At 36.3% G+C, this 24336-nt stretch carries 24 protein-coding genes; 16 read left to right on the top strand and 8 right to left on the bottom strand.

Annotation, left to right across the window (positions count from 1 at the left end):
* The first annotated feature begins 134 nt into the window (after nt 1-134).
* The 3 genes from gatC to gatB are packed head-to-tail and all read left to right on the top strand — an operon-like array spanning nt 135 to nt 3326.
* Nucleotides 135-425, top strand: coding sequence for an Asp-tRNA(Asn)/Glu-tRNA(Gln) amidotransferase subunit GatC (gene gatC / locus ACFPM4_RS10055; protein ID WP_144926004.1), 291 nt, complete (start codon nt 135-137; stop codon nt 423-425).
* A gap of 14 nt (nt 426-439) precedes the next feature.
* A complete protein-coding gene (gene gatA / locus ACFPM4_RS10050) occupies nt 440-1885 on the top strand; it encodes an Asp-tRNA(Asn)/Glu-tRNA(Gln) amidotransferase subunit GatA (RefSeq protein ID WP_382350922.1) in 1446 nt (481 codons plus the stop codon).
* A 13-nt stretch (nt 1886-1898) separates the two neighbouring features.
* Nucleotides 1899-3326: an Asp-tRNA(Asn)/Glu-tRNA(Gln) amidotransferase subunit GatB gene (gatB, locus tag ACFPM4_RS10045; protein WP_382350919.1), complete on the top strand. Its 1428-nt coding sequence runs from the start codon at nt 1899-1901 to the stop codon at nt 3324-3326.
* A gap of 45 nt (nt 3327-3371) precedes the next feature.
* On the opposite strand, the gene ACFPM4_RS10040 is transcribed toward gatB, so the two are convergent.
* Together ACFPM4_RS10040 and ACFPM4_RS10035 are read right to left on the bottom strand one after the other, a co-directional pair.
* The gene (locus tag ACFPM4_RS10040; RefSeq protein WP_382350916.1) at nt 3372-4022 is read right to left on the bottom strand and encodes a hypothetical protein; all 651 of its coding nucleotides are present in this window, start codon (nt 4020-4022) and stop codon (nt 3372-3374) included.
* A gap of 149 nt (nt 4023-4171) precedes the next feature.
* The gene (locus ACFPM4_RS10035; protein WP_382350913.1) at nt 4172-4843 is read right to left on the bottom strand and encodes a hypothetical protein; all 672 of its coding nucleotides are present in this window, start codon (nt 4841-4843) and stop codon (nt 4172-4174) included.
* A gap of 207 nt (nt 4844-5050) precedes the next feature.
* Between ACFPM4_RS10035 and ACFPM4_RS10030 the strand changes: the two genes are divergently transcribed.
* On the top strand, nt 5051-5602 hold the full coding sequence (locus tag ACFPM4_RS10030; protein WP_144925989.1) for a thioredoxin family protein: 552 nt from the start codon (nt 5051-5053) through the stop codon (nt 5600-5602).
* A gap of 17 nt (nt 5603-5619) precedes the next feature.
* Nucleotides 5620-6417 (top strand): arylamine N-acetyltransferase, encoded by a 798-nt coding sequence (locus tag ACFPM4_RS10025; RefSeq protein WP_382350909.1) that lies wholly within the window; start codon nt 5620-5622, stop codon nt 6415-6417.
* A 40-nt stretch (nt 6418-6457) separates the two neighbouring features.
* Here the strand turns inward: ACFPM4_RS10025 and ACFPM4_RS10020 are convergent, their stop codons facing one another.
* Both ACFPM4_RS10020 and ACFPM4_RS10015 read right to left on the bottom strand, forming a co-directional pair.
* Nucleotides 6458-7816, bottom strand: coding sequence for an ABC transporter permease (locus ACFPM4_RS10020; protein ID WP_382350906.1), 1359 nt, complete (start codon nt 7814-7816; stop codon nt 6458-6460).
* The gene (locus ACFPM4_RS10015; RefSeq protein ID WP_382350903.1) at nt 7813-8499 is read right to left on the bottom strand and encodes an ABC transporter ATP-binding protein; all 687 of its coding nucleotides are present in this window, start codon (nt 8497-8499) and stop codon (nt 7813-7815) included. Before ACFPM4_RS10015 ends, ACFPM4_RS10020 begins: the two co-directional genes overlap by 4 nt.
* A 133-nt stretch (nt 8500-8632) precedes the next feature.
* On the opposite strand from ACFPM4_RS10015, the gene ACFPM4_RS10010 reads away from it, so the two are divergent.
* The 9 genes from ACFPM4_RS10010 to ACFPM4_RS09970 all read left to right on the top strand — a co-directional run bounded on the left by ACFPM4_RS10010 (nt 8633) and on the right by ACFPM4_RS09970 (nt 17546).
* Nucleotides 8633-9412 carry an endonuclease/exonuclease/phosphatase family protein gene (locus tag ACFPM4_RS10010; RefSeq protein ID WP_382350900.1) on the top strand — a complete coding sequence of 260 codons (780 nt, stop codon included), beginning with the start codon at nt 8633-8635 and terminating at the stop codon, nt 9410-9412.
* A 1080-nt stretch (nt 9413-10492) separates the two neighbouring features.
* On the top strand, nt 10493-11386 hold the full coding sequence (locus ACFPM4_RS10005) for a D-alanyl-D-alanine carboxypeptidase family protein (RefSeq protein ID WP_382350897.1): 894 nt from the start codon (nt 10493-10495) through the stop codon (nt 11384-11386).
* Between the two features lie 76 nt (nt 11387-11462).
* The gene (locus ACFPM4_RS10000; protein ID WP_144925971.1) at nt 11463-12005 is read left to right on the top strand and encodes an RNA polymerase sigma factor; all 543 of its coding nucleotides are present in this window, start codon (nt 11463-11465) and stop codon (nt 12003-12005) included.
* Complete coding sequence (locus ACFPM4_RS09995; RefSeq protein WP_144925968.1) at nt 12002-12505, top strand: anti-sigma factor family protein; 504 nt, start codon at nt 12002-12004, stop codon at nt 12503-12505. The genes ACFPM4_RS10000 and ACFPM4_RS09995 overlap by 4 nt, the downstream gene beginning before the upstream one ends.
* Nucleotides 12502-13587 (top strand): hypothetical protein, encoded by a 1086-nt coding sequence (locus ACFPM4_RS09990; RefSeq protein ID WP_144925965.1) that lies wholly within the window; start codon nt 12502-12504, stop codon nt 13585-13587. Before ACFPM4_RS09995 ends, ACFPM4_RS09990 begins: the two co-directional genes overlap by 4 nt.
* A complete protein-coding gene (locus ACFPM4_RS09985) occupies nt 13584-14477 on the top strand; it encodes a hypothetical protein (protein ID WP_382350892.1) in 894 nt (297 codons plus the stop codon). Before ACFPM4_RS09990 ends, ACFPM4_RS09985 begins: the two co-directional genes overlap by 4 nt.
* Before the next feature lie 149 nt (nt 14478-14626).
* Nucleotides 14627-15541 (top strand): diacylglycerol kinase, encoded by a 915-nt coding sequence (locus tag ACFPM4_RS09980; RefSeq protein ID WP_382350889.1) that lies wholly within the window; start codon nt 14627-14629, stop codon nt 15539-15541.
* Between the two features lie 81 nt (nt 15542-15622).
* The gene (locus tag ACFPM4_RS09975) at nt 15623-16345 is read left to right on the top strand and encodes a ThuA domain-containing protein (RefSeq protein ID WP_382350886.1); all 723 of its coding nucleotides are present in this window, start codon (nt 15623-15625) and stop codon (nt 16343-16345) included.
* 262 nt (nt 16346-16607) lie between these two features.
* Nucleotides 16608-17546, top strand: a complete 939-nt coding sequence (locus ACFPM4_RS09970; protein ID WP_382350883.1) for a siderophore ABC transporter substrate-binding protein — start codon at nt 16608-16610, stop codon at nt 17544-17546.
* Nucleotides 17547-17599: 53 nt separating this feature from the next.
* Here ACFPM4_RS09970 and ACFPM4_RS09965 read toward each other — a convergent pair whose 3' ends face one another.
* The 4 genes from ACFPM4_RS09965 to ACFPM4_RS09950 all read right to left on the bottom strand — a co-directional run bounded on the left by ACFPM4_RS09965 (nt 17600) and on the right by ACFPM4_RS09950 (nt 22348).
* Nucleotides 17600-19207, bottom strand: coding sequence for a DUF2339 domain-containing protein (locus tag ACFPM4_RS09965; RefSeq protein ID WP_382350880.1), 1608 nt, complete (start codon nt 19205-19207; stop codon nt 17600-17602).
* A gap of 139 nt (nt 19208-19346) precedes the next feature.
* Entirely contained in the window at nt 19347-20234 is an 888-nt protein-coding gene (locus tag ACFPM4_RS09960; protein WP_382350877.1) for a glycine betaine ABC transporter substrate-binding protein, read from the bottom strand.
* Entirely contained in the window at nt 20234-21079 is an 846-nt protein-coding gene (locus ACFPM4_RS09955) for an ABC transporter permease (protein ID WP_144925944.1), read from the bottom strand. The genes ACFPM4_RS09960 and ACFPM4_RS09955 overlap by 1 nt, the downstream gene beginning before the upstream one ends.
* Nucleotides 21080-22348 carry a quaternary amine ABC transporter ATP-binding protein gene (locus tag ACFPM4_RS09950; protein WP_382350873.1) on the bottom strand — a complete coding sequence of 423 codons (1269 nt, stop codon included), beginning with the start codon at nt 22346-22348 and terminating at the stop codon, nt 21080-21082.
* A gap of 249 nt (nt 22349-22597) precedes the next feature.
* On the opposite strand from ACFPM4_RS09950, the gene ACFPM4_RS09945 reads away from it, so the two are divergent.
* Nucleotides 22598-23137: a GbsR/MarR family transcriptional regulator gene (locus ACFPM4_RS09945; protein WP_144925938.1), complete on the top strand. Its 540-nt coding sequence runs from the start codon at nt 22598-22600 to the stop codon at nt 23135-23137.
* Nucleotides 23138-23297: 160 nt separating this feature from the next.
* Nucleotides 23298-24305: a Gfo/Idh/MocA family protein gene (locus ACFPM4_RS09940; protein WP_382350870.1), complete on the top strand. Its 1008-nt coding sequence runs from the start codon at nt 23298-23300 to the stop codon at nt 24303-24305.
* Nucleotides 24306-24336 lie beyond the last annotated feature (31 nt).

The following is a 24336-nucleotide window of genomic DNA, read 5'->3' as shown; positions in this document are numbered from 1 at the left end:
TGATTGTAGCGAAGATTCGAGACTTCTGCGGGAACAAGGGATGGAGGGCTACTCCATCTCTTGCTTATATTCCTATTTTTCTGCTATTATCAATAGTATTGTGAGTGTTCGAAAAAATTTGGAGGTGTCATATATTGTCTAGAATATCAAAGGAACAAGTTTTACACGTTGCCCATTTAGCAAGACTCGACATGAGCGATGAAGAAGCAGTAACTTTCACAGATCAACTCGACAAAATTATCACAATGGCTGAAAAGCTTGACGAACTTAACACAGAAAATATTGAACCAACTTCACATGTATTTGCTCAAACAAACGTATTGCGTGAAGACATTGCAGAAGAAGGTTTACCAATTGAAGAAGTAATGAAAAATGTTCCAGAACAACAAGACGGCCAAATTAAAGTGCCATCTATATTGGAATAGGGGGGAGAATACATATGTCATTATTTGATCAATCCATCACAGATTTACATGAACTTTTACATAAAAAAGAAATCAACGTTTCTGACCTAGTGGATGAATCATATAAACGTATTAATGAAGTAGATGGAAAAGTTAATGCATTCCTTACACTTGACGAAGAAAATGCACGTAATAAAGCAAAAGCATTGGATGGGAAAGTAGGAGATAATCCACTTTTTGGTATTCCAGCTGGGATTAAAGATAATATTGTAACGAAGAACTTGATCACAACATGTGCAAGTAAAATGCTAGAAAACTTTGACCCTATCTATGATGCTACCGTAATGGAAAAGTTAAATGCTGAAAACGTCATTACGATTGGTAAGTTAAACATGGATGAGTTTGCGATGGGATCAACAACAGAGAACTCTGCATTCAAAGTGACACGTAATCCATGGAATTTAGATACTGTTCCTGGTGGTTCATCAGGTGGATCTGCAGCAGCTGTTGCTTCTGGACAAATTCCGTTTGCACTAGGTTCTGATACTGGTGGATCTATTCGCCAACCAGCCGCGTTCTGTGGTGTAGTAGGAATGAAACCTACATATGGAAGAGTTTCCCGTTATGGTCTAGTTGCTTTTGCATCTTCCCTTGACCAAATTGGGCCAATTACTCGTAATGTAAGAGATAATGCATTTGTTCTACAATCTATTTCAGGTGTAGACCAACATGATTCAACTACGGTAAATAAAGATGTACCGAATTATACAGATAGCCTTACTGGCGATATTAAAGGGTTAAAGATTGCCGTTCCGAAAGAATACTTAGGACAAGGTGTAAGTGAAGCATCACGTCAATCAGTTCTGGATGCATTAAAAGTACTCGAAGGATTAGGAGCAACATGGGAAGAAGTTTCACTTCCACATTCAGAATATGGTGTAGCAACTTATTATTTGTTAGCTTCATCTGAAGCATCTGCAAACCTTGCGCGCTTTGATGGTGTTCGCTATGGATACCGTACCCCTAATCCAAAGAACTTGATGGAACTTTATAAAAAGACACGTTCTGAAGGTTTCGGTGATGAAGTAAAACGTCGTATCATGCTTGGTACTTATGCTCTTAGCTCCGGATTTTATGATGCTTATTACAAAAAAGCACAACAAGCTAGAACATTGATCAAGCAAGACTTTGATAATATTTTTGAAAAATATGATGTAATTGTTGGACCAACGACACCGACACCAGCTTATAAGATTGGTGAAATGGTAGATGACCAAGTTACAATGTACGCACGTGATTTATTAACAATCCCTGTGAACTTAGCAGGACTTCCAGGAATTTCTGTTCCATGCGGATTTACGAATGGACTTCCATTAGGTTTACAAATTATCGGTAAACATTTTGACGAAGAAACAATCTATCGTGTTGCTCATGCATTTGAACAATCTACAAACTATCATGAGCAAAAACCACAATTGTAAGGGGGGATTTGGCATGAATTTTGAAACAGTAATCGGACTCGAGGTCCACGTAGAGTTAAAAACAGATTCAAAGATATTTTCACCAGCACCAAATAAATTCGGTTCTGAGCCTAACCATAATACGAATGTCATCGACCTAGGATATCCAGGAGTACTACCTGTATTGAATAAACGTGCAGTTGAATTCGGGATGAAAGCTGCGATGGCATTAAACTGTGAGATTGCGACTGAAACGAAATTTGACCGTAAAAACTATTTCTATCCTGATAATCCAAAAGCATACCAAATTTCTCAGTTTGATAAACCAATTGGGGAAAATGGATGGATTGAAATTGAAGTTCAAGGCGAGAAAAAGAGAATCGGTATTACTCGTCTTCATTTAGAAGAAGATGCTGGGAAATTAACACATACAAATGATGGATCACTTGTCGATTTAAACCGTCAAGGTACACCATTAGTTGAAATCGTTTCTGAACCAGATATTAGAACTCCAGAAGAAGCTTATCTATATCTTGAAAAACTTAAATCCATTATACAATTTACAGGCGTTTCTGATTGTAAAATGGAAGAAGGTTCTTTAAGATGTGACGCTAATATTTCCTTGCGTCCTATTGGACAAGAAGAATTCGGTACAAAAGCAGAATTGAAAAACTTAAACTCTTTCAACTTTGTTCGTCGTGGACTTGAATTCGAACAAAAGCGTCAAGAAAAAGTCCTACTAGCAGGCGGAGAAATTTTACAAGAGACTCGTCGTTATGATGAGGCAACTGGCGAAACAATCTTAATGCGTGTGAAAGAAGGTTCAGACGATTATCGTTATTTCCCAGAACCAGACCTCGTGCAACTTTATATTGATGACGAGTGGAAAGAACGTGTTCGCGCAGAAATTCCTGAATTACCGGATGCACGTAAAAAACGTTATGTCGAAGAACTGGGATTACCTGCATATGATGCAATGGTGTTAACACTTACGAAGGAAATGTCTGATTTCTTTGAAGCTGTATTAGAGGAAGGTGCAGATGCAAAGCTAGCTTCCAATTGGTTGATGGGTGGCGTATCTGAATACTTAAATGCAGAACAAAAAGAATTGCATGAAGTGGCATTAACTCCAGCTGGCCTTGCAGGGATGATTAAACTCATTGAGGACGGAACAATTTCATCTAAAATCGCGAAGAAAGTATTCCGTGAATTAATTGAAAACGGCGGAGACGCTGAAACAATCGTTAAGGAAAAAGGACTTGTCCAAATCTCTGACGAAAGCGCACTAATTCCAATCGTGAATGAAGTCCTAGATGCAAACCAGCAATCAATTGAGGACTACAAGAACGGTAAAGGCCGTGCACTAGGATTCCTAGTCGGTCAAATTATGAAAGCTACAAAAGGACAAGCAAATCCTCCAGTAGTAAATAAGTTATTAAAACAAGAAATTGATAAACGATAATTGATAAAAGAAGCTACCAGCATGGGGTATGTGCTGGTAGCTTCTTTATTCAGTAGGAAAGAAAAAATCAATATCAAGGAGTCTACGTTCCACACTAACTGAACCCGTTTCATTAGCGATTTCTTCCGACTTTTTAATGTACATTTTACAAGTTATACGAGAAGAATTTTGAGGATGATCTATAACGTACAGAATTCTAAGCGCATCCCGTTCCTCATCAAAACCAAAATTGAATGTTTTTGGATCAACATTTCGAATCGCTGCATCTTGAATATTTTTAAACGAAATCTTCGTAGTTATTCCATTCACAGTCTTTTCAAAGTAATGATCAAATACCTTTATATTCGGGGATGTTAACTCTTGTAAAGTAGCAGTATCACCATTTACCATAGCATGATAGATTTGTATCCCTATGTCATTACTTATTAAGTATTCTGATGTTTCATCTTTGGATTTATAATACTCTTCTTCTAAGTTAGTGTATTCCTGTTCCATAATATCTAACTCTTCATCTAAAGAGGCTATAATTTCTTCAAGTTTTATATTTTTCTCTTTAGCTTCTTCATATTTTTGCTTGTAATCACTAATCTTATTTACATGTTCAGCTTTTGTTTTAGAGTACGTTTTGTAAGCGATATCAACGATAAGTAATAAAATAACAATACTAATAAAAATGATAATCTGTTTTCTTTTCATAATCCCCTCCAAAGTTAGTATGTGCTTTTTTTACTAGTATATTAGATTCTTATTATTTCTTCACTAATTATTAAATAAATGAGAATGAAATAATTTGTCTAGGTGTAGGATTAGCACTTTTACTAAAGAGGGAATACGAGCATTTGCTATTATGCATCTGAATGAATGAGATCTTTACCTATTTCAATATCAACAAGCTTGAAAGTAGTTTTTGTAACTCCTGGTTGTGTATCCTTTTCATTAATAATTCGAAAGGTCATTCTGCAATCGATGTAAGTAGAGTTTAGTTCATCAACAATGTTATATAAAATGACAAAAGTCTTTGATTCCTCATCATTGTAATAGTGCCATATTGAAACGGTGCCGTTATTATTATTCAATCCCATCGACTGAATGGGCTGAAATGATACTTTTGAAGTGGAACCATTCACTGTTTTTTCTAGATACCCTTTATATGCTTTAACATTTATAGGTAAAAGTTCATTTAATTGGTGTAAATCATTATTAGCAAAGGCTTGAAGTACCTTTCTCCCTATTTGATCACTAAATATATAGTTCGTTTTTTCGTCATATAGATTGTCGATAATATGATGTAATTCTGATATTCTATCATTTAAATGCTCGTTATCACTTTGTGCTATATCAATCTTATCTTGAAGTTTTTTATTTTCTAGCTCTGCATCTAGAAATTTCTGTTTATAAGCATCTATACTTTTTTCAACATCTGTCAGTTTTTTTGAATAAACATTATAGCCAAAATCGCCCAGTACTAATAATACTACTGCAATAATAAAAACAATAAACTGTTTCTTTTTTTTCACTTTCGACGTGCCCCCTCTACTTTTTACCTTATATAATAGCAGAGGAAAAAGAAAATTCCCTATTTATTTACAAATTTCGAAAACAACTATAAATTGAAGGGTATTTCTACATAATGGAAGAGATGTTAAACCGAACAAAAAGGGTGTAGTATTTTCGTTCCTATTATATAATAGAAATTAACAAAAATATGGAAGTGGGGATATGACATGAATCTTGTAGAATGGTTTGAAAAAGGGTTAACACCTGAACAATACATAAATGGCATGAATGTGAATAAAGAAGGGTTGGAAACGATTTTACAGAAATTCGAAGTCCCAACAGAAGATGAAGCATTTTTAGCAAAAGTACAAGCAGAGAATTTACGAGTGATTGTACTAACAGAGGATTGGTGTGGAGATGCCATGCTGAATGTACCAATCTTATTGAAGCTAGCAGAAAAAACGAATATGCAAGTTAGAATGTTATTACGCGATCAAAACTTAGAATTAATGGATCAATATTTAACAAATGGTACGGCAAGAGCAATTCCTATCTTTATTTTTATTGATCAAGAAGGAAATGAACGTGCAGTATGGGGACCAAGAGCACCGAAATTACAACAGTATGTAATGGATCAACGTTCTCAATTACCAGATAAAGAAGATCCAACATTTGCGGACAAACAATCAGAAATGTATAAGCAAATCATGCAACGAAATATAGAAGATGAATCATTTTGGAATGAAGTGTATCAAAGCTTAAAAGAAAAATTGCAATAAAAGAGGAGGGTTAAATGATGGAGGAAGTTGTAAATAAATATGTAAAGTATTTAAAAGTTAAGCGAGAAGAACCAAGTTTAAATTATTTGCAGCGCCTTATCCAACATCATTTAACATACATACCGTACGAAACTTTTAGTAAGTTTTACTACTATACATTAGCACCTGACTATATCCCGCCACTCCCATTGTTTGTCGATAACTTAGTCGAAAAAGGATGGGGTGGAACTTGCTTCACTTTAAATATGAACTTCGCTAGATTATTAACGGAGTTGGGATATGAATGTTCTCTTGTAAAAGTAGAGCCAGGCCATATTGCGATCATGGTAGAGATCAAGGATAGAAAATTTTATGTGGATGTTGGCTATGGTTCTCCCATTATGAAACCTATTGAACTTGATAAAGTAACGCGGCTGGTCATGCATGGGTTTGGCGAAGAAATTATTTTTACGAAACAGAGCTCACATATATTTGAAATTGATCGCCGTTCCAATGGGAAAACATTTGTGAAAAAGCAGATCATATGGGAGCCTCTTTCAGAAGATGATATTCGAGATGATATTCGAGCTTCCTATTTTGATAGTGATGATAATATTACAATGCGTCGGATTACTGCTGTTCGCTTCAATGGGCAAAAGTGCTTCTACTTACGTAATGGAACAATGAAAGTGATGACATTCCGTAATATTAGTGAGATTAAAATGAATGAAACGGACAAATGGGTAAAGCATATCCATGAAATTTATCAAATTGATAAAACTTCTTTATTAGAATCACTTGATTTTCTAGCTGAACGGAATGTGAAGATATTTTAAAAAAGTCACTCGGAATGAATGTCCGAGTGACTTTTTTTGGTTATATTTCTCTTCTCATCGCTTTTAGCACGTCTACTTTAGTAGCACGTTGAGCTGGTCTCCATCCAGAGAAAATAGTAACGATTAAACAAATTCCCACACTAATAGCTGTAAGTGATAAAGGAATATGTGTTAACACGAATCCTTCTGGCGCTTCTTCTTCAAATACACCTGCAAGAATCATCGGTAAGAATAGATTTACTAAAAAGCTAATTCCATAGGCAACGATTGCTCCAAAGAAAGCCCCTAATAACCCAATATACGAACTTTCTAACAGGAAGATATTTTTTATAGTTTTTGGATTTGCGCCAATAGCTTTCATAATCCCAATATCTGGTGCTCTTTCTGTAACTGCCATCGTCATTGTATTAAAAATACCAATGGATGCAATGATGAGTGCAATAGTCCCAATGAATATGACACCAGCTTTTAATATATTAAAAATCATATTAATTTCCTTCATTTCGCTAACGACTGACCATGCATAATAATTCTTATCTTCTAATTGCTTGGAAATTTCTTTTACAGCTTCGACATTGGAAGCGTAAATATATACTTCATCATAATTGCGTTCCCCTAATTTCGCATACTCTTCATCGCCTTCAAACACTTCAGGCATACCGCCACGAGTACCTGTGAATGTTTCTACTTCATGTAAAACAGCTTCAGAAATATATACATTCGAATCCATCATCCATTCTCTGGATGGTTTCTTGGCAATTCCAACTACTGTAAGAGGAATTTTCTTCGTTTCTGGTTCGTTATTTACTAATTTGTAAACTTGCATTTCAACTGTTTTACCAAGAATATCCCCTTTATAGGTGTATTCCTCTTTAATTTTGCCATCTTCATCATAGAGATTCTCTCTATCCATGCTGTCTTCATCCATTTGCTTTATTAATTCTTGGGAAAATGAGTAGCCAACAATAATCTCATTGTCCTTTTCAGGCATTTTTCCCTCGGATAGTTCAAACCCTGCTTTCATTTCTTCTGGAAAATATGCCACCATCGTATTGGCGTTAACAGAATAGTTATCTATGATAAATTCAGGTGATTGTCTTAAATGTTGTCTTCTTGTTATTGCTTTAACATTCTCTATCGTTTCAAAGTATGCGATATCTTCATCTATGATTGGTTTATAACCCGTTTCAGGATCGTTTTTTCCATGAACATTTATTTCCGTCACCATTCGGTCTTGCATTAAGTCTGCAATGATAGATTTGTGAAGACCAAATGCAACAGAGGCAAGTACCATTAAGAATGCAACCGCAATCGCCGTAGCAAGTACTGTCATAAATAATCTTGATTTATTTTTCTTCGTATTTTGTCTTACAAAGCGAAATTGATCTTTAAATTTCATCGTGAACCCTCCAATACTTTGCCATCTGCAATTTCTATTGTCCGGTCTCCAAACTTAGCAACTGTTTCATCATGGGTAATGATAAGGAAGGTAATACCCAATTCTTTGTTCAATTCTTTTATAAATTCCAATAAATTCGTTTCCGTTTCACTATCCAAACTTCCAGTCGGCTCATCTGCCAATATAAGTGGTGGATTAACGATAAGCGCTCTCGCAATACTTACACGTTGTTGCTGTCCACCTGAAAGTTCACTAGGATAATGCTCTCTATATTCATATAAACCTACCTTTTTTAAGGTATTTTCTGTACGCTCTTTTCTTTCTTTTTCATTAATTCCCTTTAAGACAAGAGGGAGTTCTACATTCTGATATGCGGTCATACTTGGAATGAGTTGAAAGCTTTGAAAAATAAAGCCAAGATGTCCGAGACGGAAGTCAGCAAATTTTGCCTCATTAAAATCACTCACCTTTATTCCATCAATCCAAATTTCTCCTTCATTCGCTTTAATAAAACCGCTAATAATATTGAGTAATGTGGATTTTCCGGAACCACTCCGGCCGACGATAGTTACAATTTCTCCTTTGTTTACGGAAAATGTAACATCATCAATAACAGGAATAATTGTTTTATTTCCTTTTTTACCTATTTCAAAGGCATGACTTACATTTTTTACTTCTATCAATTTTCTCCCACCTTTTATAGTATCTACTCTATTAGACGATATCTTTTGAATAATTACTACAGTCAAAATAAACTTTTCATAAATTTCTTTTTTAATTATGGTAGAATATGAATTTGAAAGGGGAGAGGACTCCATGGATAAACTACGAATTATGACTTATAATCTTCGTCTTAATGTCGACCCGTCACCAAATTCTTGGGATGAACGAAAATCATTAATTGCGGATATCATTCATCGTGAATCACCTGATATTATTGGTACGCAAGAGCCTGTTTTTCAACAAGTACAAGATCTAGAGGAGTTATTACCTGACTATCGCTGGATTGGGTTAGGGAGAAGAGGCGGTAGTAAAGAAGAATATATGGCCATTTTCTACAAAAAAGATCGCTTTAAAGTAATAGAGTACGATCATTATTGGTTATCAGATACTCCAGAAACGATGGGTTCTATTACATGGGATAATGCATGTACACGAATGGTGACATGGATTCGTTTCTTAGATCGTGAAACAGGAAAGCAATTTTATCACCTAAATACGCACTTAGACCATATTTCAGAAGCTGCACGTGTCCAAGGTGCAGAACTAATCGTTAAAAAATGTGAAGAATTAGATGAAAGCATCCCACTTATCCTAACTGCAGACTTTAACACAGGTGCAAAAAGTGATACACATCAAGTTTTCTTAAACAAAGGGAACTTTATTGATACATGGGATACTGCAACAGAACATATTAACCCAGAACTCGGAAGTTTCAACGATTTCAAAGATCCAACAGGTGGAGACACAAGAATTGATTGGATTTTATATCGTGGTAACGTACAACCAGGTACGATCAAAATCGTCAACGACATAGTAGATGGCCGTTTCCCAAGTGACCATTTTCCAATTGTTGTGGATGTCGAAATTCGTTAATTAAAATACGCAAGCCCTCCGTCCAATGATGGTGGGTTTTTTTTGTGTTAAGAGTTATGGGATTAACCTTTGGATTTGCTGTTTTCCCTGCTCCGCGTGCCTACCTGAGCTGGAAAAAGGTGTAGGTAGTCACGCAGAAGCGTTCAACGTGCCCACCTAGACATGAAAAAGGTGTAGGTAGTCACGCAGAAGCGTTCAACGTGCCCACCTAAGCAAGAAAAAGGATTAGGCGGTCACGCAAGAGCGTTCATCATGCCCACCTAGACATGAAAAAGGAGAAGGTGGTCACGCAAGAGCGTTCATCATGCCCACCTAGACATGAAAAAGGAGAAGGTGGTCACACAAGAGCGTTCATCGTTCCCACCTTTGCATGAAAAAGGAGAAGGTAGTCACGTTAGAGCCTTCATCGTTCCCACCTAGGCTTGTAAAAGTTGCAAGTGGTCACGCAAGCCATTTCATCATGCCCACTTTTGCTTGAAAAAGGATTAGTTGGTCACGTTAGAGCATTCAACGTGCCCACCGAAGCTGGAAAAAGGAGAAGGTAGTCATGAAGGAGTGTTCAACGTTACCACCTCAGCTCGAACAGAGAGTAGGCGGTCACGTAAGAGTGTTTATCGTTCCCACCTAGACACGAAAAAGGAGAAGGTGGTCACGCAGGATCGTTCATTGTTCTCACCTGAGCTAGAAAAAGGAGAAGGTGGTCACGCAGGATCGTTCATCGTGCCCAGCTAAGCAAGAAAAAGGATTAGGCGGTCACGCAAGATCGTTCAACGTTCCCACCTAAGCCAGAAAAAGGAGAAGGTGGTCACGCAAGCCATTTCAACGTCCCCACCTAGGCTTGAAAAAGTTGCAAGTAGTCACGCAAGCCATTTCATCATGCCCACCTAAGCTAGAAAGAGGTTCAGGCAGTCACGCAAACTCCTCCACATTCCCCATAAAGAACACCACCAACTCTCCCCCTCTATCATGAAATATTTGCTCCTCTGGAAACTTTTTTAAAATAAAAGTGTAGGGTTTGCATGTTACTATACGTCTATCAATATAGAAGATGAGATGTACAAAGCAAGGGAGTGCTTTACAATGAAAGGGAGACGAAAACTCATATTTGTGATAATAGTAATTGTTGCTATTGGCTATTACCTCAACAAAGATACTATTAATCAATTTATTACTAAATCACCTATAATTGTTGCTGGGGAAGCGGCAGTATTAATGGATGAGCAAACTGGTGAGATCATTTATTCTAAAAATAAACAAGATAAATTGTATCCTGCAAGTACAACAAAGCTATTAACCGCACTTGTTGTCCTTGATAAAAGTGAACCAACTGAACAAGTTCGAGTTGGAAAAGAAGTTTTAGTTAAAACAGAAGGGGAAGCTCGTGCAGGTTTATTTGAAGGGCAAGTTCAGACAGTAGAAGAATTGTTAGCGGCGATGTTACTGCAATCTGGAAATGATGCTGCCAGGTCCTTAGCAGTTTATATTGCGAACAAGGAGAAAGAGCAGGAGCTTCCTGTTGAAGAAGCGATCTCCTATTTTGCAGAGTTGATGAATGAAAAAGCGGTGGAAATTGGTGCTACACAATCGAATTTTATTAATCCACATGGACTTCATGATGAAAAGCATTATTCTACGGCATTAGATATTGCGAAGATTGCCAGAGTTGCGAAACAAAATGAATTAATAGATGCAATGGTAGGAGAATTAGTCTTTTCTACAGAAACTCACACATATACAAATCGAAATTTATTATTGAATCCAGATAGTGAATTTTTCTATGAACCAGCTACTGGATTGAAGACTGGATTCACTGACCAAGCTGGGTATTGTCTCGTGTCGTCTGCTGAGCGTGATGAGAAAAAATTAATAGCTGTTATATTAAATTCAGGTCAAGATTCGCGATGGAGAGATTCGATCAAACTGCTGGACTATGGATTCTCCGAAAAAACTGTAACAAAAGCAGCAATAAAATAAATTGAAATTACCTGTAGGGTAGAATGAAAAAAATATCGTCTGTATGGGTGTAAGGCTGAAAGGGGGGAGAGAAGACTTGGATGAGGCGCTCATCGAAAAAATAAAACAAGGTAATGATCATGCATTTCGAATTCTTGTTGAAAAGTATCGGAAACATGTTTTTCATACTGTATACGGTGTACTGCGTAATGAAAAAGATGCAGAAGATGCAGCCCAGGAAGTATTCCTGAAAATCTATACTTCTCTCCCCCAATATGAGAAGCAAGGTTTTAAAACATGGATTACAAGGATTGCTGTAAATCATGCGATTGATATAAAACGAAGAATGGTTAGAAGAGGAGAAGAACAACAAGTTGAGTACGATGAGATTGGACATTCACCGCCTGCTGAAAGTGTGGAACTACTTGTTTTAAAGAAAGAGAAAAAGCGAATGCTCCAACAACGGATGCAAGAGTTACCAGATAATTATCGTGAGGTAGTAGAAGATTTTTATATCCGAGATAAAACATATCAAGAAATTGCTTTAAAACAGCAAGTGAAAGTGAAAACAATTGAAGTAAAACTGTATCGGGCAAGACAATGGATGAAGAAGCACTGGAAGGAGGATGACTTTTCATGAACCATAAAACATATGAAAACTGGTTGCAATATGTAAATGATGAATTAGAGGAAGTCTTACGTGAAGAGTATGAAAACCATCTCTATAGCTGTGATCACTGCTTGGAGCTTTATCTACAGGCAGTTGAAGCAAATGAATTCCAGATGCCAAATGTATCCGAAACGTCTACCTTTACAGATGAAATAATGTTGAAGTTGAATAAACCTGAATCTCATCAGGAGAAAGAAATTGCTTCTTTAGAGATTGAAAATAAACGTGTAACACCTAGCAAAAAACATAAAAACAAACGCAAGGAAATGATGATTCACTATACATTAGCTGCGGCAATGACGTTAATTCTCATGTCGACAGGAGTATTCTCCCAGCTGATGAATTTAGTAGGAGAGTTTGAAGATAGTGATGGGAAACCGAGAGAATCATTCATTTATAGTTTCTTAAATAATGCATCATCGATAACAGAACAGCTGGAAGATAATTTGAAGGAGGGAGATAAAAAATGAATAAAAATCCTATACTCGCATTTTTACTCGCATTTTTCCCTGGTGGTGGATTAATGTACCTAGGGAAAGTAATGCGCGGTTTATTTTATACAGTTACAGTGTTTGGGATCCCGATATTTGCAATCGGCGTCGCAGTTATAACAGCATATGGTGAATTTGCCCTTCTAGCAATTGGTGGAATTCTCATGTATATCGTCAATTTTATAGATACAGTTATTACAGCTTCAAAACTATATAATAGATCAGCAGATACGAGTGACGAAGCAGTTATTGAGAGGAATCCGGAAACAGAACGATTCTTTACAATCGTATTATCCTTTGTTCCTGGTTTAGGACATTTTCAATTAGGGTTAGTTTATCGAGGGATTACATTATTAGCAGTATTTATGGGGCTTGGAATTATGATTCTATTTGTTGCTATGATGACAGGTAGAGAAGAAATCTTAGTATTCCTCGCATCGTTACCAATTGTATGGATATATGGGTTCTTCGATGTTTTACGTCAACTTGATAAAAAGCAAAAGGGAGAAAGCTTAGAAGATAAATCAGTCTTTGAAGACTTTGAAAGCAGAGACTTAGAAGGAAGAAAGAGCAAAGCAATCGCAACATTGTTATCGATTGTGCCAGGAGCGGGGCATTTATATTTAGGGCTACAAAAGCGTGGAATACAGTTAATGGTAGCTTTCCTATTTTCCATTTATATCCTAGATGTTTTACGCTTAGGTCTGTTCCTATTCATCGTACCAATTATATGGTTTTATAGCTTTTTCGATGGTTTGCAAAAAGCTTCCAAATCAGCTGTTGGTGAAGTAGAGGATGAGCCAATTATTACTACATTTTTCAATCATCAAAAGTGGATAGGGATTGGGCTCATCGCATTTGGGTTGTACTATATTTGGGCATATATTGTCATGCCAATTGTAGCTCCGTATATTCGTGAGATGTTCCATATTGACCTTCATTATTGGTTCTACCAGTACTTCCAGACAGCAGTACTATGCTTACTTTTAATAGCTGGAGGAATTAAGTTATTAACTGGAAGTAAAGTGAAACAGAAGGAAGAAGAGGGGGAATTAGATTGAGAACTTGGAGAGTAGGCTCATTTTCAATGGGAGCAGCACTTGTCTTCTTAGGAATATTCCTATTACTATCTCAAGTATTTGATTGGGATCCTGCCATCGCAATGGTATCGTGGTGGCCGATTCTCTTCATCATTCTAGGAGTGGAAATCTTAGTCTTTTTGGCAATAGGGAAGAACGATAAGCAATATGTGAAATATGATTTTATCAGCATCATCTTTATTAGTGTGATAGGTACATTTGGATTAGGAATGGCAATGTTAAATACAGTAGGTTTATTGGATGTTGCTCATGATGTTGTCAGTGCTGAAGAGCTGACAGAAAATTTACCGAAATATGAGGAAACCTTATCAGATGATATTAAAAGGGTAGTAGTAGAGACTGGTCCATATGAATTAAATATAGAAGCTACTCCAGCAAATAAGGCGGTTCTGTTTGGAATATATACTGCTAATGGTTTAAAACAATCGTCTGTTAAGGAAATTTCAGATTATGCTTTAATCGAAAAACAAGCAGATACGTTATATATTAAAATAAAAAGGTTACCAACAAGTAAAATTTTTAGTAACCATGGCTGGATGGAAGCTACATTGCTAATCCCAGATACAAAACAAGTTGAAGTGAAAGCTCGGGGCAATGATTTACAAGTAGAAACACGAAAATTACAAGCGGATTGGTCGATTTCGAAGGCTGGGACTATTACGTTCAATGTAAAAGAAGACGCAAATATATCGATACAAGCAACAGATATACAATATTTAGATGAGGATTCTTGGAACATTAAGAAAAATGATGATGAATATGCGGATTACGTTTCTGGCAGCTACAAAATTGGAAATGGTGAGCAAATTATCCAAGTCCATGACTCCTATAAAGTACAAATCGAAAAGTAAAATATGTGTATTAGAAAGACGGTGCTTAAGTGTAAAAGCACCGTCTAACTTGTGTGTAAATGGATTTTATCAGAAAAAAGAGGTATTATAGTTTAATATGGGAGAAATCCATCTAAATATTTTTCTATAATATTGATAGGATGATGAAGATGAAAAGAGCTCGTATTATATATAATCCAACTTCAGGACGAGAAATTTTTAAACGAAACCTGGCGGATGTTCTACGCAAATTTGAATCTGCAGGATATGAAACTTCTTGCCATGCCACGACTGCAGAAGGTGATGCCATTCAGGCTGCTAAAATTGCTGTTGAGCGCAAGTATGATGTCGTCGTCGCAGCAGGTGGGGATGGAACAATTAATGAAGTTGTAAATGGTTTGGCCGAACAGGAATACCGTCCGAGATTAGGGATTATACCAACAGGAACTACTAATGACTTTGCACGGGCCTTACAAATACCACGGGACATCGATTCAGCAGTAGATGTAATCTTAAAAAATGATACAATACCTGTTGATATCGGTCGAATGAATGATAGTTATTTTATTAATATTGCTGGTGGCGGTCGCCTAACAGAGCTTACATACGAGGTACCAAGCAAGCTTAAAACTGTACTTGGTCAACTAGCTTATTATTTAAAAGGGATTGAAATGTTGCCTTCCATTCACCCAGCAGAAGTAAGTATTGAATATGATGGTAAATTGTTTGAAGGCGAAATTATGTTGTTCTTAATTGGCTTAACAAATTCCATAGGTGGATTTGAAAAATTAGCACCAGACTCCTCGATTAATGATGGACTTTTTACATTAATGATCTTAAAAAAGACAAATCTAGCAGAGTTTATACGAGTTGCTTCGCTTGCACTTAGAGGAGAACATATTAATGATCCAAATCTAATTTATACGAAAGCAAATCATATTAAAGTAAAGTCACCTCAGAAAATGCAATTAAACATCGATGGTGAATATGGTGGACTTTTACCAGCAGAATTTTCAAATCTATATCGCCACTTAAACGTATTCGTTCCAATTGATAAAATTAGACCAGAAGATAAGGTAGATTAATTTTCATTGTTTGAACACTTCCTTATTACTCATGGTACAATAGAAATGAATTCGGTTCACCAATTTTAGGAGGGGAAAAAGATGAAAATTACAGTTTGGAATGAGAACCGCCATGAAAAAACAAATCCAGTTGTTGCAGAAGTATATCCAGAAGGGATTCATGGTGCAATTGCAGAGGCACTTGCTGAAACTGGTCATGACATCAAAACAGCAACATTAGATGAACCTGAACATGGTTTAACAGAAGAAGTATTAAACGAAACAGATGTATTATTTTGGTGGGGACATATGGCCCATCATGAAGTCGATGACGCGATTGTAGAACGAGTACATAAGCGTGTTTTAGAAGGAATGGGTCTTGTAGTTCTTCACTCTGGGCATTTCTCAAAGATTTTCAAAAAGTTAATGGGAACATCTTGTGACTTAAAATGGCGTGAAGCGGATGAAAAAGAACGTCTTTGGGTTGTAGATCCTTCTCATCCAATTGCAAAAGGAATTGGGGAATATATTGAATTACCGAAAGAAGAAATGTATGGGGAGCATTTTGATATTCCAGCTCCAGATCAACTTGTATTCGTAAGTTGGTTTGAAGGTGGAGAGGTATTCCGTTCTGGCTGTACGTATCAACGAGGCAATGGGAAGATTTTCTACTTTAGACCAGGCCATGAAACATACCCAACTTATTATAATAAAGATGTACAAAGGGTTCTCATTAATGCGGCAGAATGGGTGAGTCCATCTAACCGTCCATATCCAACATATGGTAATGCGAAGCCACTAGAGGAAATTTCTAAAAAAGACTAATACCTTAACCCTTTGCCTTATTGGTGAAGGGTTTTACTTTTGAACAATTTGTGTCAATGCAGAAATAAGTGGAAAAAAAGTATTGTAATAATTAGAAAGTATGGTATATTACTAATTGAGAATGAATATCATTATTAAGAATAAAATGATGATTTAAATTGGTTGTGAGGGGAGAGATTATAGGTAAGCTCTTTTTTTATGACACTTATTGATAATGATTATCATTTAAAATATTTTTAAAAATAACCTAGAGGTGAAGGTAATGAAAAAATTTAGTATGTACATAGGGTTAGCCCTACTTATATTAGTATTGGCTGCTTGTGGAACAAGCAATGACGATAATGGGTCTGGAGATGCTGATGTAGAAAAAGTAACAGTTAAGCATCAATTAGATACAACAAAAGTGAATAAGAATCCGAAACGTGTCATAGTATTTGATTTCGGTGCATTAGATACACTAGATCAATTAGGGATCGACATCATTGGCTTACCACAAGCAAATGTTCCAAGTTACTTATCTAAGTATGAAGATAAGAAATATGAAAATGTCGGAAGCTTGAAAGAACCAGATTTTGAAAAAATTCATTCTTTAAAACCTGACTTAATCATTATTTCTGGTAGACAACAAACTTTATATGAAGAATTTAAAGACATTGCACCAACCATCTTTCTAGGTATAGATACAGCAAATTATATGGAATCATTTGAAGAAAATGCAAAAACAATCGGGAAAATATTTGGTAAAGAAGCTGAAGTGGAACAAGAATTAACAACTATTAATGACAATATTAAACAATTACATGAGAAGGCTTCTGCGCTAGATGGAAAATCATTAATTGTACTTGCGAATGAGGGTAAGGTTAGTGCGTATGGACCGAGCTCCAGATTTGGAATTATTCATGATGTGTTTGGTTTTGCTGCAGTTGATGACAAACTTGAAGTTTCTACACACGGTCAAAACATTAACTTTGAATATATTTTAGAAAAGAACCCAGATTACTTATTCGTTATCGATAGAGGAGCGGCTGTTGAAGGCGGATCTTCTGCAAAACAAGTAGTTGAAAATGAAATTGTAGAAAAAACAAATGCGTATAAAAATGACAATATTATTTACTTAGACCCAGATTTTTGGTACCTATCTGGTGGCGGATTAAAATCTGTTTCTGCGATGGTAGAAGAAGTTCAATCAGCTTTAGACTAATTCAATTAAGTTAAACCTAGTGAGTCTCCAACTGACAGAGACTCACTAGGTTTTTATTTTTTATAATAAGCCCTTGAGACGATAAGTCCAACAACTCCAAGTAAAATAAATAGAAATGCTCTTACGACGATGGATACAAAGTGAATGTCGATTAATATTATTTTTGCTAAGGTGAGAAATAAGATGCCGACACCGACATATTTTCCTTGGATAATGGAGAGTGCGCGACTTCCATACATAAACAAGATGGCAATCCCGATCCAAATAATACTTACAATCATGCGCTCCGTATTATCTCCGGCATCACCAGCAATTATGGTTGCAATTCTAGATGAGAAAATTAACGTTACAAGTGCAAAATAGGGAATAGCAACATGGTAAGTCTTTGCCATTATTGGTAGGCTAGATTTAGCAAGGTTGTTAATCGCAACCGCTGTTACAGCTAAAAATACAATCCAATGCAACATTTCCCATGTTATCCACGCTTCCATATATTGATTTACAATAAATGTAAACGAATAAAGATAGGTGAATGCACTTAATAATGAATGAAATAAGCTTTTATATTTTTTAGCAACGAACATATAAAGTAAACTTGATCCAATTATTACTTCAAACATCGCCTCATCATAAAGTATTTGTGTAAAGAAGAGGATACTCATTAAGGCATTGGCAATAAAAATTGGTGCACGTATTTGGTCTTTTCGATAAAGGTAATAACATGTTCCATAAATAATAGAGATTAATCCGAAAGTAAGTGCGGATTGATTATCACTAAGTACTCCAGTAACCCAAGCCGCTGATAAAATCATACTAGAGAATAATGTATATGCTTGCACTTTTCCTAAATAGTTGGTCTTTAAGAAGCCAATTAGTAATGTCATTTGTTGTATAAGAATAGGAGTGATGGCGATCCACTCGTAACCATCTGGTATATCTGTAATGATAAAATAGAAGAAAAGCACAATGTTTAGTAATATTGCTGAGACATGATAAAGAGCGATATAGCGATGCTGAAGTGCTAACCAAGTAAATAGCGTATATAAAATTGTCTCGTATGATACAAACAGGACGATATTTGGTTCGATGCCCTCGATTAGAAAAGGGATTAACAGTCCTCCAACTGCAGAAACAATACCAATCCCTTGTGATTTATATTTCAGTGTCAGATAAAGACCAAGTGCTATCCAAAGTAAATTTAGTATGAAAGTTACTTCTGGTCCCGTCATTTCATACAGTTGGTGCATAGCAAATGTTGTTAACATAAAAACTGGAATTGAACCACCGATAAGGACTTGCCCTAAAACATTTCTTTCTCGGTTCACTTGTACATATCCTAAGTAAAGCAAGAGAGCAGCAACAATAAATCCTAAAATTACTTTTACACTTTCTGTTAAGATTCCATAATCTGAAGCAGCTTTGAATCCCCAAAGTACTCCAATGATTAATACAAAAATAAATAATCGTGGGAGTATCTTTTGAAATATTAGTACATCCCATTCTACCGGTTCTTTCTGAATATGATGAACGTTTGATACTGAATTTGTAACTGGTGGAGTTTTTACAACAACTTGCTTGTTATCAGATAAAAGCTTTTCCTCTAAATAACGGACACGCTGCTCTAAAAACTCTACCCTCTCCTCCAGAGACTGTTTCTCCAAACAAACTCCCTCCCATACTGTTTCTATTCATTATATTAGACGATAAAATTAACAGAATCAGTATGTTTTAGGATTTCATGTAAAACACGTAAAAAAGCCCATCGATTTTTCATGTCGATGGGCCTTATTGCTTATATAATTATTCTTTTAAATCCTCAATGGAGTCAATATCCATATATGTTGGGACAACTAGGCCGATTTTAACGCCTTCCATGCTCATGCCTAGGTCTTCAAATTGACCATCAAATTTCTCTACATATGTTGCGTGTGTTACTGGCAACCATGCTGCAAGTGTTGCATCAGCACTTCCGTCCGCTACCGCTGACCACATAGGTCCTGCCTCGACTTGTGTAAGTGTCACATCATAACCCATATCTTCTAATACAATTTTCATGACATTGTGACTTGCAATTTCACTATCCCAAGCTACATATGCGAGTTTAATTTTGTCTCCGTTAACTTTATCTACACCATTTGTCCATTCAGCAATTTTGTCACCATTATTATCTACCCAATCTTGTGCAGCATCTTCCGGTTTAGCACCATCCTGAATGGCAAGCATAACTTCACCCATATCATCTTCTGTCCAAGAAAAATTGGAAAGAATCTCATATGCTTCTGGTAGATCATCCTTTAACCCATTACGAGCAATCGTATGAATTTCTTCTGCACCACCATATGAACCTTTAGGGTCATCTAAATATTTCAAATCAAATTTTGCAAATTTCCAGTGTGGGTTCCATCCTGTTACAATAATCGGCTCTTCTTTGTCATATGCTTTCTGTAAAGCCGCTGTCATAGCAGAACCAGAGCTTGAAATAACGCTCCAATCGTCTAATTCATAATCTTCAATTGCTCTTTCTGTTGCTTCCATAATCCCTGCACCAGGATCAATTCCTGTAATCTTATAATCTACACTTTCTCCTACAGTTGCATCAGAGTTTGCCTCGTCACTCCCACAAGCCGCAAGTCCAATCGAAAGTAATGCTACTGCACCTAATCCTGTAATTTTTTTTGCTAAATTCATTAAATAGTTCCTCCTTGTTTGTTCTTTCCTAAATTTTGTGTAAATCTATCTAATATCATTGCTACAATAACAATCGCAATCCCGGCTTCAAATCCAACACCAATTTTCAACTGTGTAACTGCGCGATACACATCTTCACCAAGACCTGGGGCTCCAACCATGGAAGCTATAACTACCATTGAAAGAGATAGCATGATACATTGGTTAATTCCGGCCATAATCGTTGGCATAGCAAGTGGAAGTTGAATTTTGATTAACCGTTGCGAAGTTGTCGATCCAAAAGCTTCTGTAGCTTCAATGAGATCTTCTGGTACTTGGCGAATTCCCAAAATCGTTAAGCGAATTGCAGGTGGCATTGAGAAAATAACGGAAGCCACAACTCCAGGAACAACCCCGATGCTAAAGAAGAAAATTGCTGGCAGTAAATATACGAAGGCAGGCATTGTCTGCATAAAGTCTAAAATTGGTGTCACTATTTTTCTCACAAGTGCTTTTTGTGAAGCCCAAATACCGATTGGCACACCAATAATAATGGAGATAAGAACGGATATGACTACGAGTGCTAGCATTTGTAGCATGGAATCCCAATATCCTAAATAGTCTACAATTAAGAATCCAACTAGCGAAAATATCGCAATCTTCTTTGTTGATAAAAACCATGCAAGTAATGCAAAAATTAAACTTAATAGAATAGAAGGTAGAAAACCTAGGCCATTTACAATCCCATCTACCGTTCCTTCTAGAACATCAGTAACACCATCAAAAAATGCTCCAAATGTATCAACTAACCAACCTATAAAATTCTCTGTCCAATCTGCTATTGGTATTCTCGGAAGGTTCTCCATTTAATTCACCTCCCTAAAAGATTCTTCATTTATATCCTCTTTTGTTACATCATCGATATTCTCATTTATAAAATGATCATCACCAGCTAGTGCACCAATAAGAGCTCCTCGGATAATAATCCCTTGTAATCTATTTTTCTCATTTACTACTGCAACAGGAATAGAAGCAGTCGAAACTAGATTAAATAAATTTGTTAATACTGTATCGCCAGGAATCGTTGCAATTTCTTTAATAACGATATCTTCTAATGACTTCCCTGTTTCCATTGCTTCTGCAGCAACTTGTGCTGTTACTGCTCCGAGTAATTGATTTTGTTTATCGACAACATAAATGGAAGATAACCCGAGTTTTTTCATTAAACGAAGAGCAACACGAGGACCTCTATCTACTTGGATTGACTCAGCTGGCTTCATAATATGATTCGCTGTTAGTACCTTGGATAAATCTACATCTTCCACAAATCGCTCTACATATTCATTGGAAGGATTCATTAAGATTTCTTCTGGTGTTCCAATCTGAACAATTTGCCCATCTTTCATGAGCGCTATTCGATCACCTATTCGTAATGCTTCATCCAAATCATGTGTGATGAAAATAATAGTTTTGCCCATATTATGATGTAGTTGCAATAACTCATCTTGCATATCCTTGCGAATTAATGGATCTAATGCGCTAAACGCTTCGTCCATCAACAAAATATCCGGATCATTTGCAAGTGCTCTAGCAAGCCCAACTCGCTGCTGCATCCCACCACTTAGCTGACTTGGATATTGATCTTCATATCCTTCCAATCCAACAAGAGCTAAAGCTTCCTTTGCTTTTTGTTGACGAGCCTTTTTCTCCACACCTTGAATTTCTAATCCATACTCGGTATTTTCGAGAATCGTTCGATGAGGAAAGAGTGCGAATTTCTGGAATACCATACCAATTTTCTTTCTTCGTACTTCACGAAGCTGTTCCTTATTCATTTTGACGATATCTTCATCATCTAATAATACATGTCCTAATGTAGGATCGATTAAGCGATTAAGCATACGTACTAATGTCGATTTTCCACTACCAGATAAACCCATAATCACAAAGATTTCTCCTTCGTACACATCGAAAGAAGCTTCTTTTACACCGACAGTTGCACCAGTAGCTTTTAAAATTTCACTTTTTGATTTGCCCTCTTTTAAAAGCTGAATTGCTTTTTTGCTATTCTTTCCGAAAATTTTTGTTACATTTTGAACTTCTATCTTCTTATTCATTTGAAGTTCTTCTCTCATTCGAGTCACTCCTTTTGCTTACCTAGTTAATTGTAGGGGAATAGGGGCTTGTAACACAAATGTCATATTACACCAAATTCTGTTTGTATTGTTTGTAAAGAATAAACTGTACGAAACAAACAACCGTAATTCTTACATATCCTCCATAATGCTCCTAAATCCTCTGCAACTTGATTCTTTACAATAAATAAGCGATTATTATACTGTTAGTAGTAATTAGGCAGTAATATCGTTTAGGATGTGAGCAAATTGGATGGTATCGAACAACTTGAAAAAGCACGAGAGCGGATAATTGAGACAATTGCCCAAAATATCCACCTATATGGAGTTACTCCGTCTGCGGGTAGATTATATGGAATGATGTTTTTCAACGATGAGCCGATGACACTTGATGATATGAAAGAAAAGCTTGGGATGAGTAAAACAAGTATGAGTACCTCCGTTCGAGCCCTAGCTGACTTGAAAATGGTTGAACAAGTATGGAAAAAAGGTGTTCGTAAAGACCTCTATAAAGTAGAAGAAGATTGGTATCAAAGTTTTATTGATCTATTCTCAACAAAATGGAAAAGTGCCATTTCCATGCATATGATTGAAATTAAGAAGTCATTGAGAGACTTACACAAATTAATCGAGAATGATGATATTGATGATGAAGTGAAGCAAATGGCACAAGTTGATATGGATAAACTAAAGTATATGTTGGAGTATTATGAATGGCTTGATCGCGTAGTAGAGGCATTCGAGGATCACGAAATCTTTAAATTAGTTCCCCGTAATGATCAAAAATAAATTATGGAAGGTCTACCTGTGGTACATGGTAGGCTTTTTATATTTATCAATAATAAGGTTGTTATAAAAATAATAGATATTAACCTATTAATTTGTAAACCTTTCCATTATAATGAAACTTGCAAAGGCTTACAAACATATAATAAAGGGAGTGTAATCTTTGATTAATGTAGCATTATTAAGTAGATGGCACGTACATGCGGATGATTATGCAAGAAATGCAAGTGATAACCCAAATCTTTCTATTAAACTAGTTTGGGATGAAGAACCTGAACGCGGAGAAAAGTGGGCAGCAGAATTGGGAGTTCCTTTTGAAGCAGATTTAGAAGCTGTTTTATCTAATCCTGCAATTGATGCGATTATTATTAGTACACCAACAAATCTACATAAGGATATCATTATTTCCGCTGCAAATCATAAAAAGCATATTTTCACAGAAAAGGTTCTTGCATTTTCTGTAGAAGACTGTCAAGAGGTTTATGATGCAGTAGAAGCCAACAATGTTCACTTAATGCTATCATTGCCAAGACTTACAGAGAACTATTATATATATGCTCAAGAAGCACTTGATTCAGGAAAGTTAGGGAAATTGACGACAATTCGTTGTCGATTAGCACATGATGGAGCCCTTGGAAAAGAAGGGGAAAGAACAGGATGGCTTCCAGAACGATTTTATAATGAAGAACAAACTGGTGGAGGTGCACTAATAGACTTAGGAGCACACCCAATATATTTAACAAATCGGTTAGCTGGAAAGGCAGTATCTGTTCAAGCGCAATTACAAGAAACGAAAGGTCTTGGAGTAGACGATAATGCCACTGTACTCGTTGAGTATGAATCAGGTGCACTTGGTATTATTGAAGCAGGATTTGTTTCATTTGGTAGCCCATTCCAGTTAGAATTATTTGGAACAAAGGGTTCTCTTTTAATAGAAGATGGCAGTGTGCGTATTCAAAGTAAAGAGCTTGAAGGTGGCTGGCATACTCCAGAAAATCTATCATCTTTACCAATGCCGATGCAACAATGGACTGAAGCCATTATAAATGGAACTTCTCCGTCTATTACAAAGGAAGATGCAATCAATTTAACACTCATTAATGTAGCCGCAGCAAGATCCCATCGTGAAGGGAAACGAGTAGAATTAAAGGATCTAGCAAGTGTAAAATAATAATAAAATGAGGCAAACATAAAAAAGGGCA

The organism is Lederbergia graminis (assembly GCF_042655485.1).
Lineage (GTDB): Bacteria > Bacillota > Bacilli > Bacillales > Bacillaceae_C > Lederbergia > Lederbergia graminis.
This window is presented reverse-complemented; position numbering and strand designations above follow the sequence as displayed.

Excerpts from the sequence above, each read along its gene's own strand:
- ACFPM4_RS09980 (WP_382350889.1), top strand. The coding sequence starts at position 14,627 with ATGAAAAGAGCTCGTATTATATATAATCCAACTTCAGGACGAGAAATT.
- ACFPM4_RS09950 (WP_382350873.1), bottom strand. The coding sequence starts at position 22,348 with ATGAGAGAAGAACTTCAAATGAATAAGAAGATAGAAGTTCAAAATGTA.
- ACFPM4_RS10040 (WP_382350916.1), bottom strand. The coding sequence starts at position 4,022 with ATGAAAAGAAAACAGATTATCATTTTTATTAGTATTGTTATTTTATTA.
- ACFPM4_RS09955 (WP_144925944.1), bottom strand. The coding sequence starts at position 21,079 with ATGGAGAACCTTCCGAGAATACCAATAGCAGATTGGACAGAGAATTTT.
- ACFPM4_RS10030 (WP_144925989.1), top strand. The coding sequence starts at position 5,051 with ATGAATCTTGTAGAATGGTTTGAAAAAGGGTTAACACCTGAACAATAC.
- ACFPM4_RS10010 (WP_382350900.1), top strand. The coding sequence starts at position 8,633 with ATGGATAAACTACGAATTATGACTTATAATCTTCGTCTTAATGTCGAC.
- ACFPM4_RS09975 (WP_382350886.1), top strand. The coding sequence starts at position 15,623 with ATGAAAATTACAGTTTGGAATGAGAACCGCCATGAAAAAACAAATCCA.
- ACFPM4_RS10005 (WP_382350897.1), top strand. The coding sequence starts at position 10,493 with ATGAAAGGGAGACGAAAACTCATATTTGTGATAATAGTAATTGTTGCT.
- gatB (WP_382350919.1), top strand. The coding sequence starts at position 1,899 with ATGAATTTTGAAACAGTAATCGGACTCGAGGTCCACGTAGAGTTAAAA.
- ACFPM4_RS09960 (WP_382350877.1), bottom strand. The coding sequence starts at position 20,234 with ATGAATTTAGCAAAAAAAATTACAGGATTAGGTGCAGTAGCATTACTT.
- ACFPM4_RS09990 (WP_144925965.1), top strand. The coding sequence starts at position 12,502 with ATGAATAAAAATCCTATACTCGCATTTTTACTCGCATTTTTCCCTGGT.
- ACFPM4_RS09970 (WP_382350883.1), top strand. The coding sequence starts at position 16,608 with ATGAAAAAATTTAGTATGTACATAGGGTTAGCCCTACTTATATTAGTA.
- ACFPM4_RS10020 (WP_382350906.1), bottom strand. The coding sequence starts at position 7,816 with ATGAAATTTAAAGATCAATTTCGCTTTGTAAGACAAAATACGAAGAAA.
- ACFPM4_RS10025 (WP_382350909.1), top strand. The coding sequence starts at position 5,620 with ATGGAGGAAGTTGTAAATAAATATGTAAAGTATTTAAAAGTTAAGCGA.
- gatA (WP_382350922.1), top strand. The coding sequence starts at position 440 with ATGTCATTATTTGATCAATCCATCACAGATTTACATGAACTTTTACAT.
- ACFPM4_RS09995 (WP_144925968.1), top strand. The coding sequence starts at position 12,002 with ATGAACCATAAAACATATGAAAACTGGTTGCAATATGTAAATGATGAA.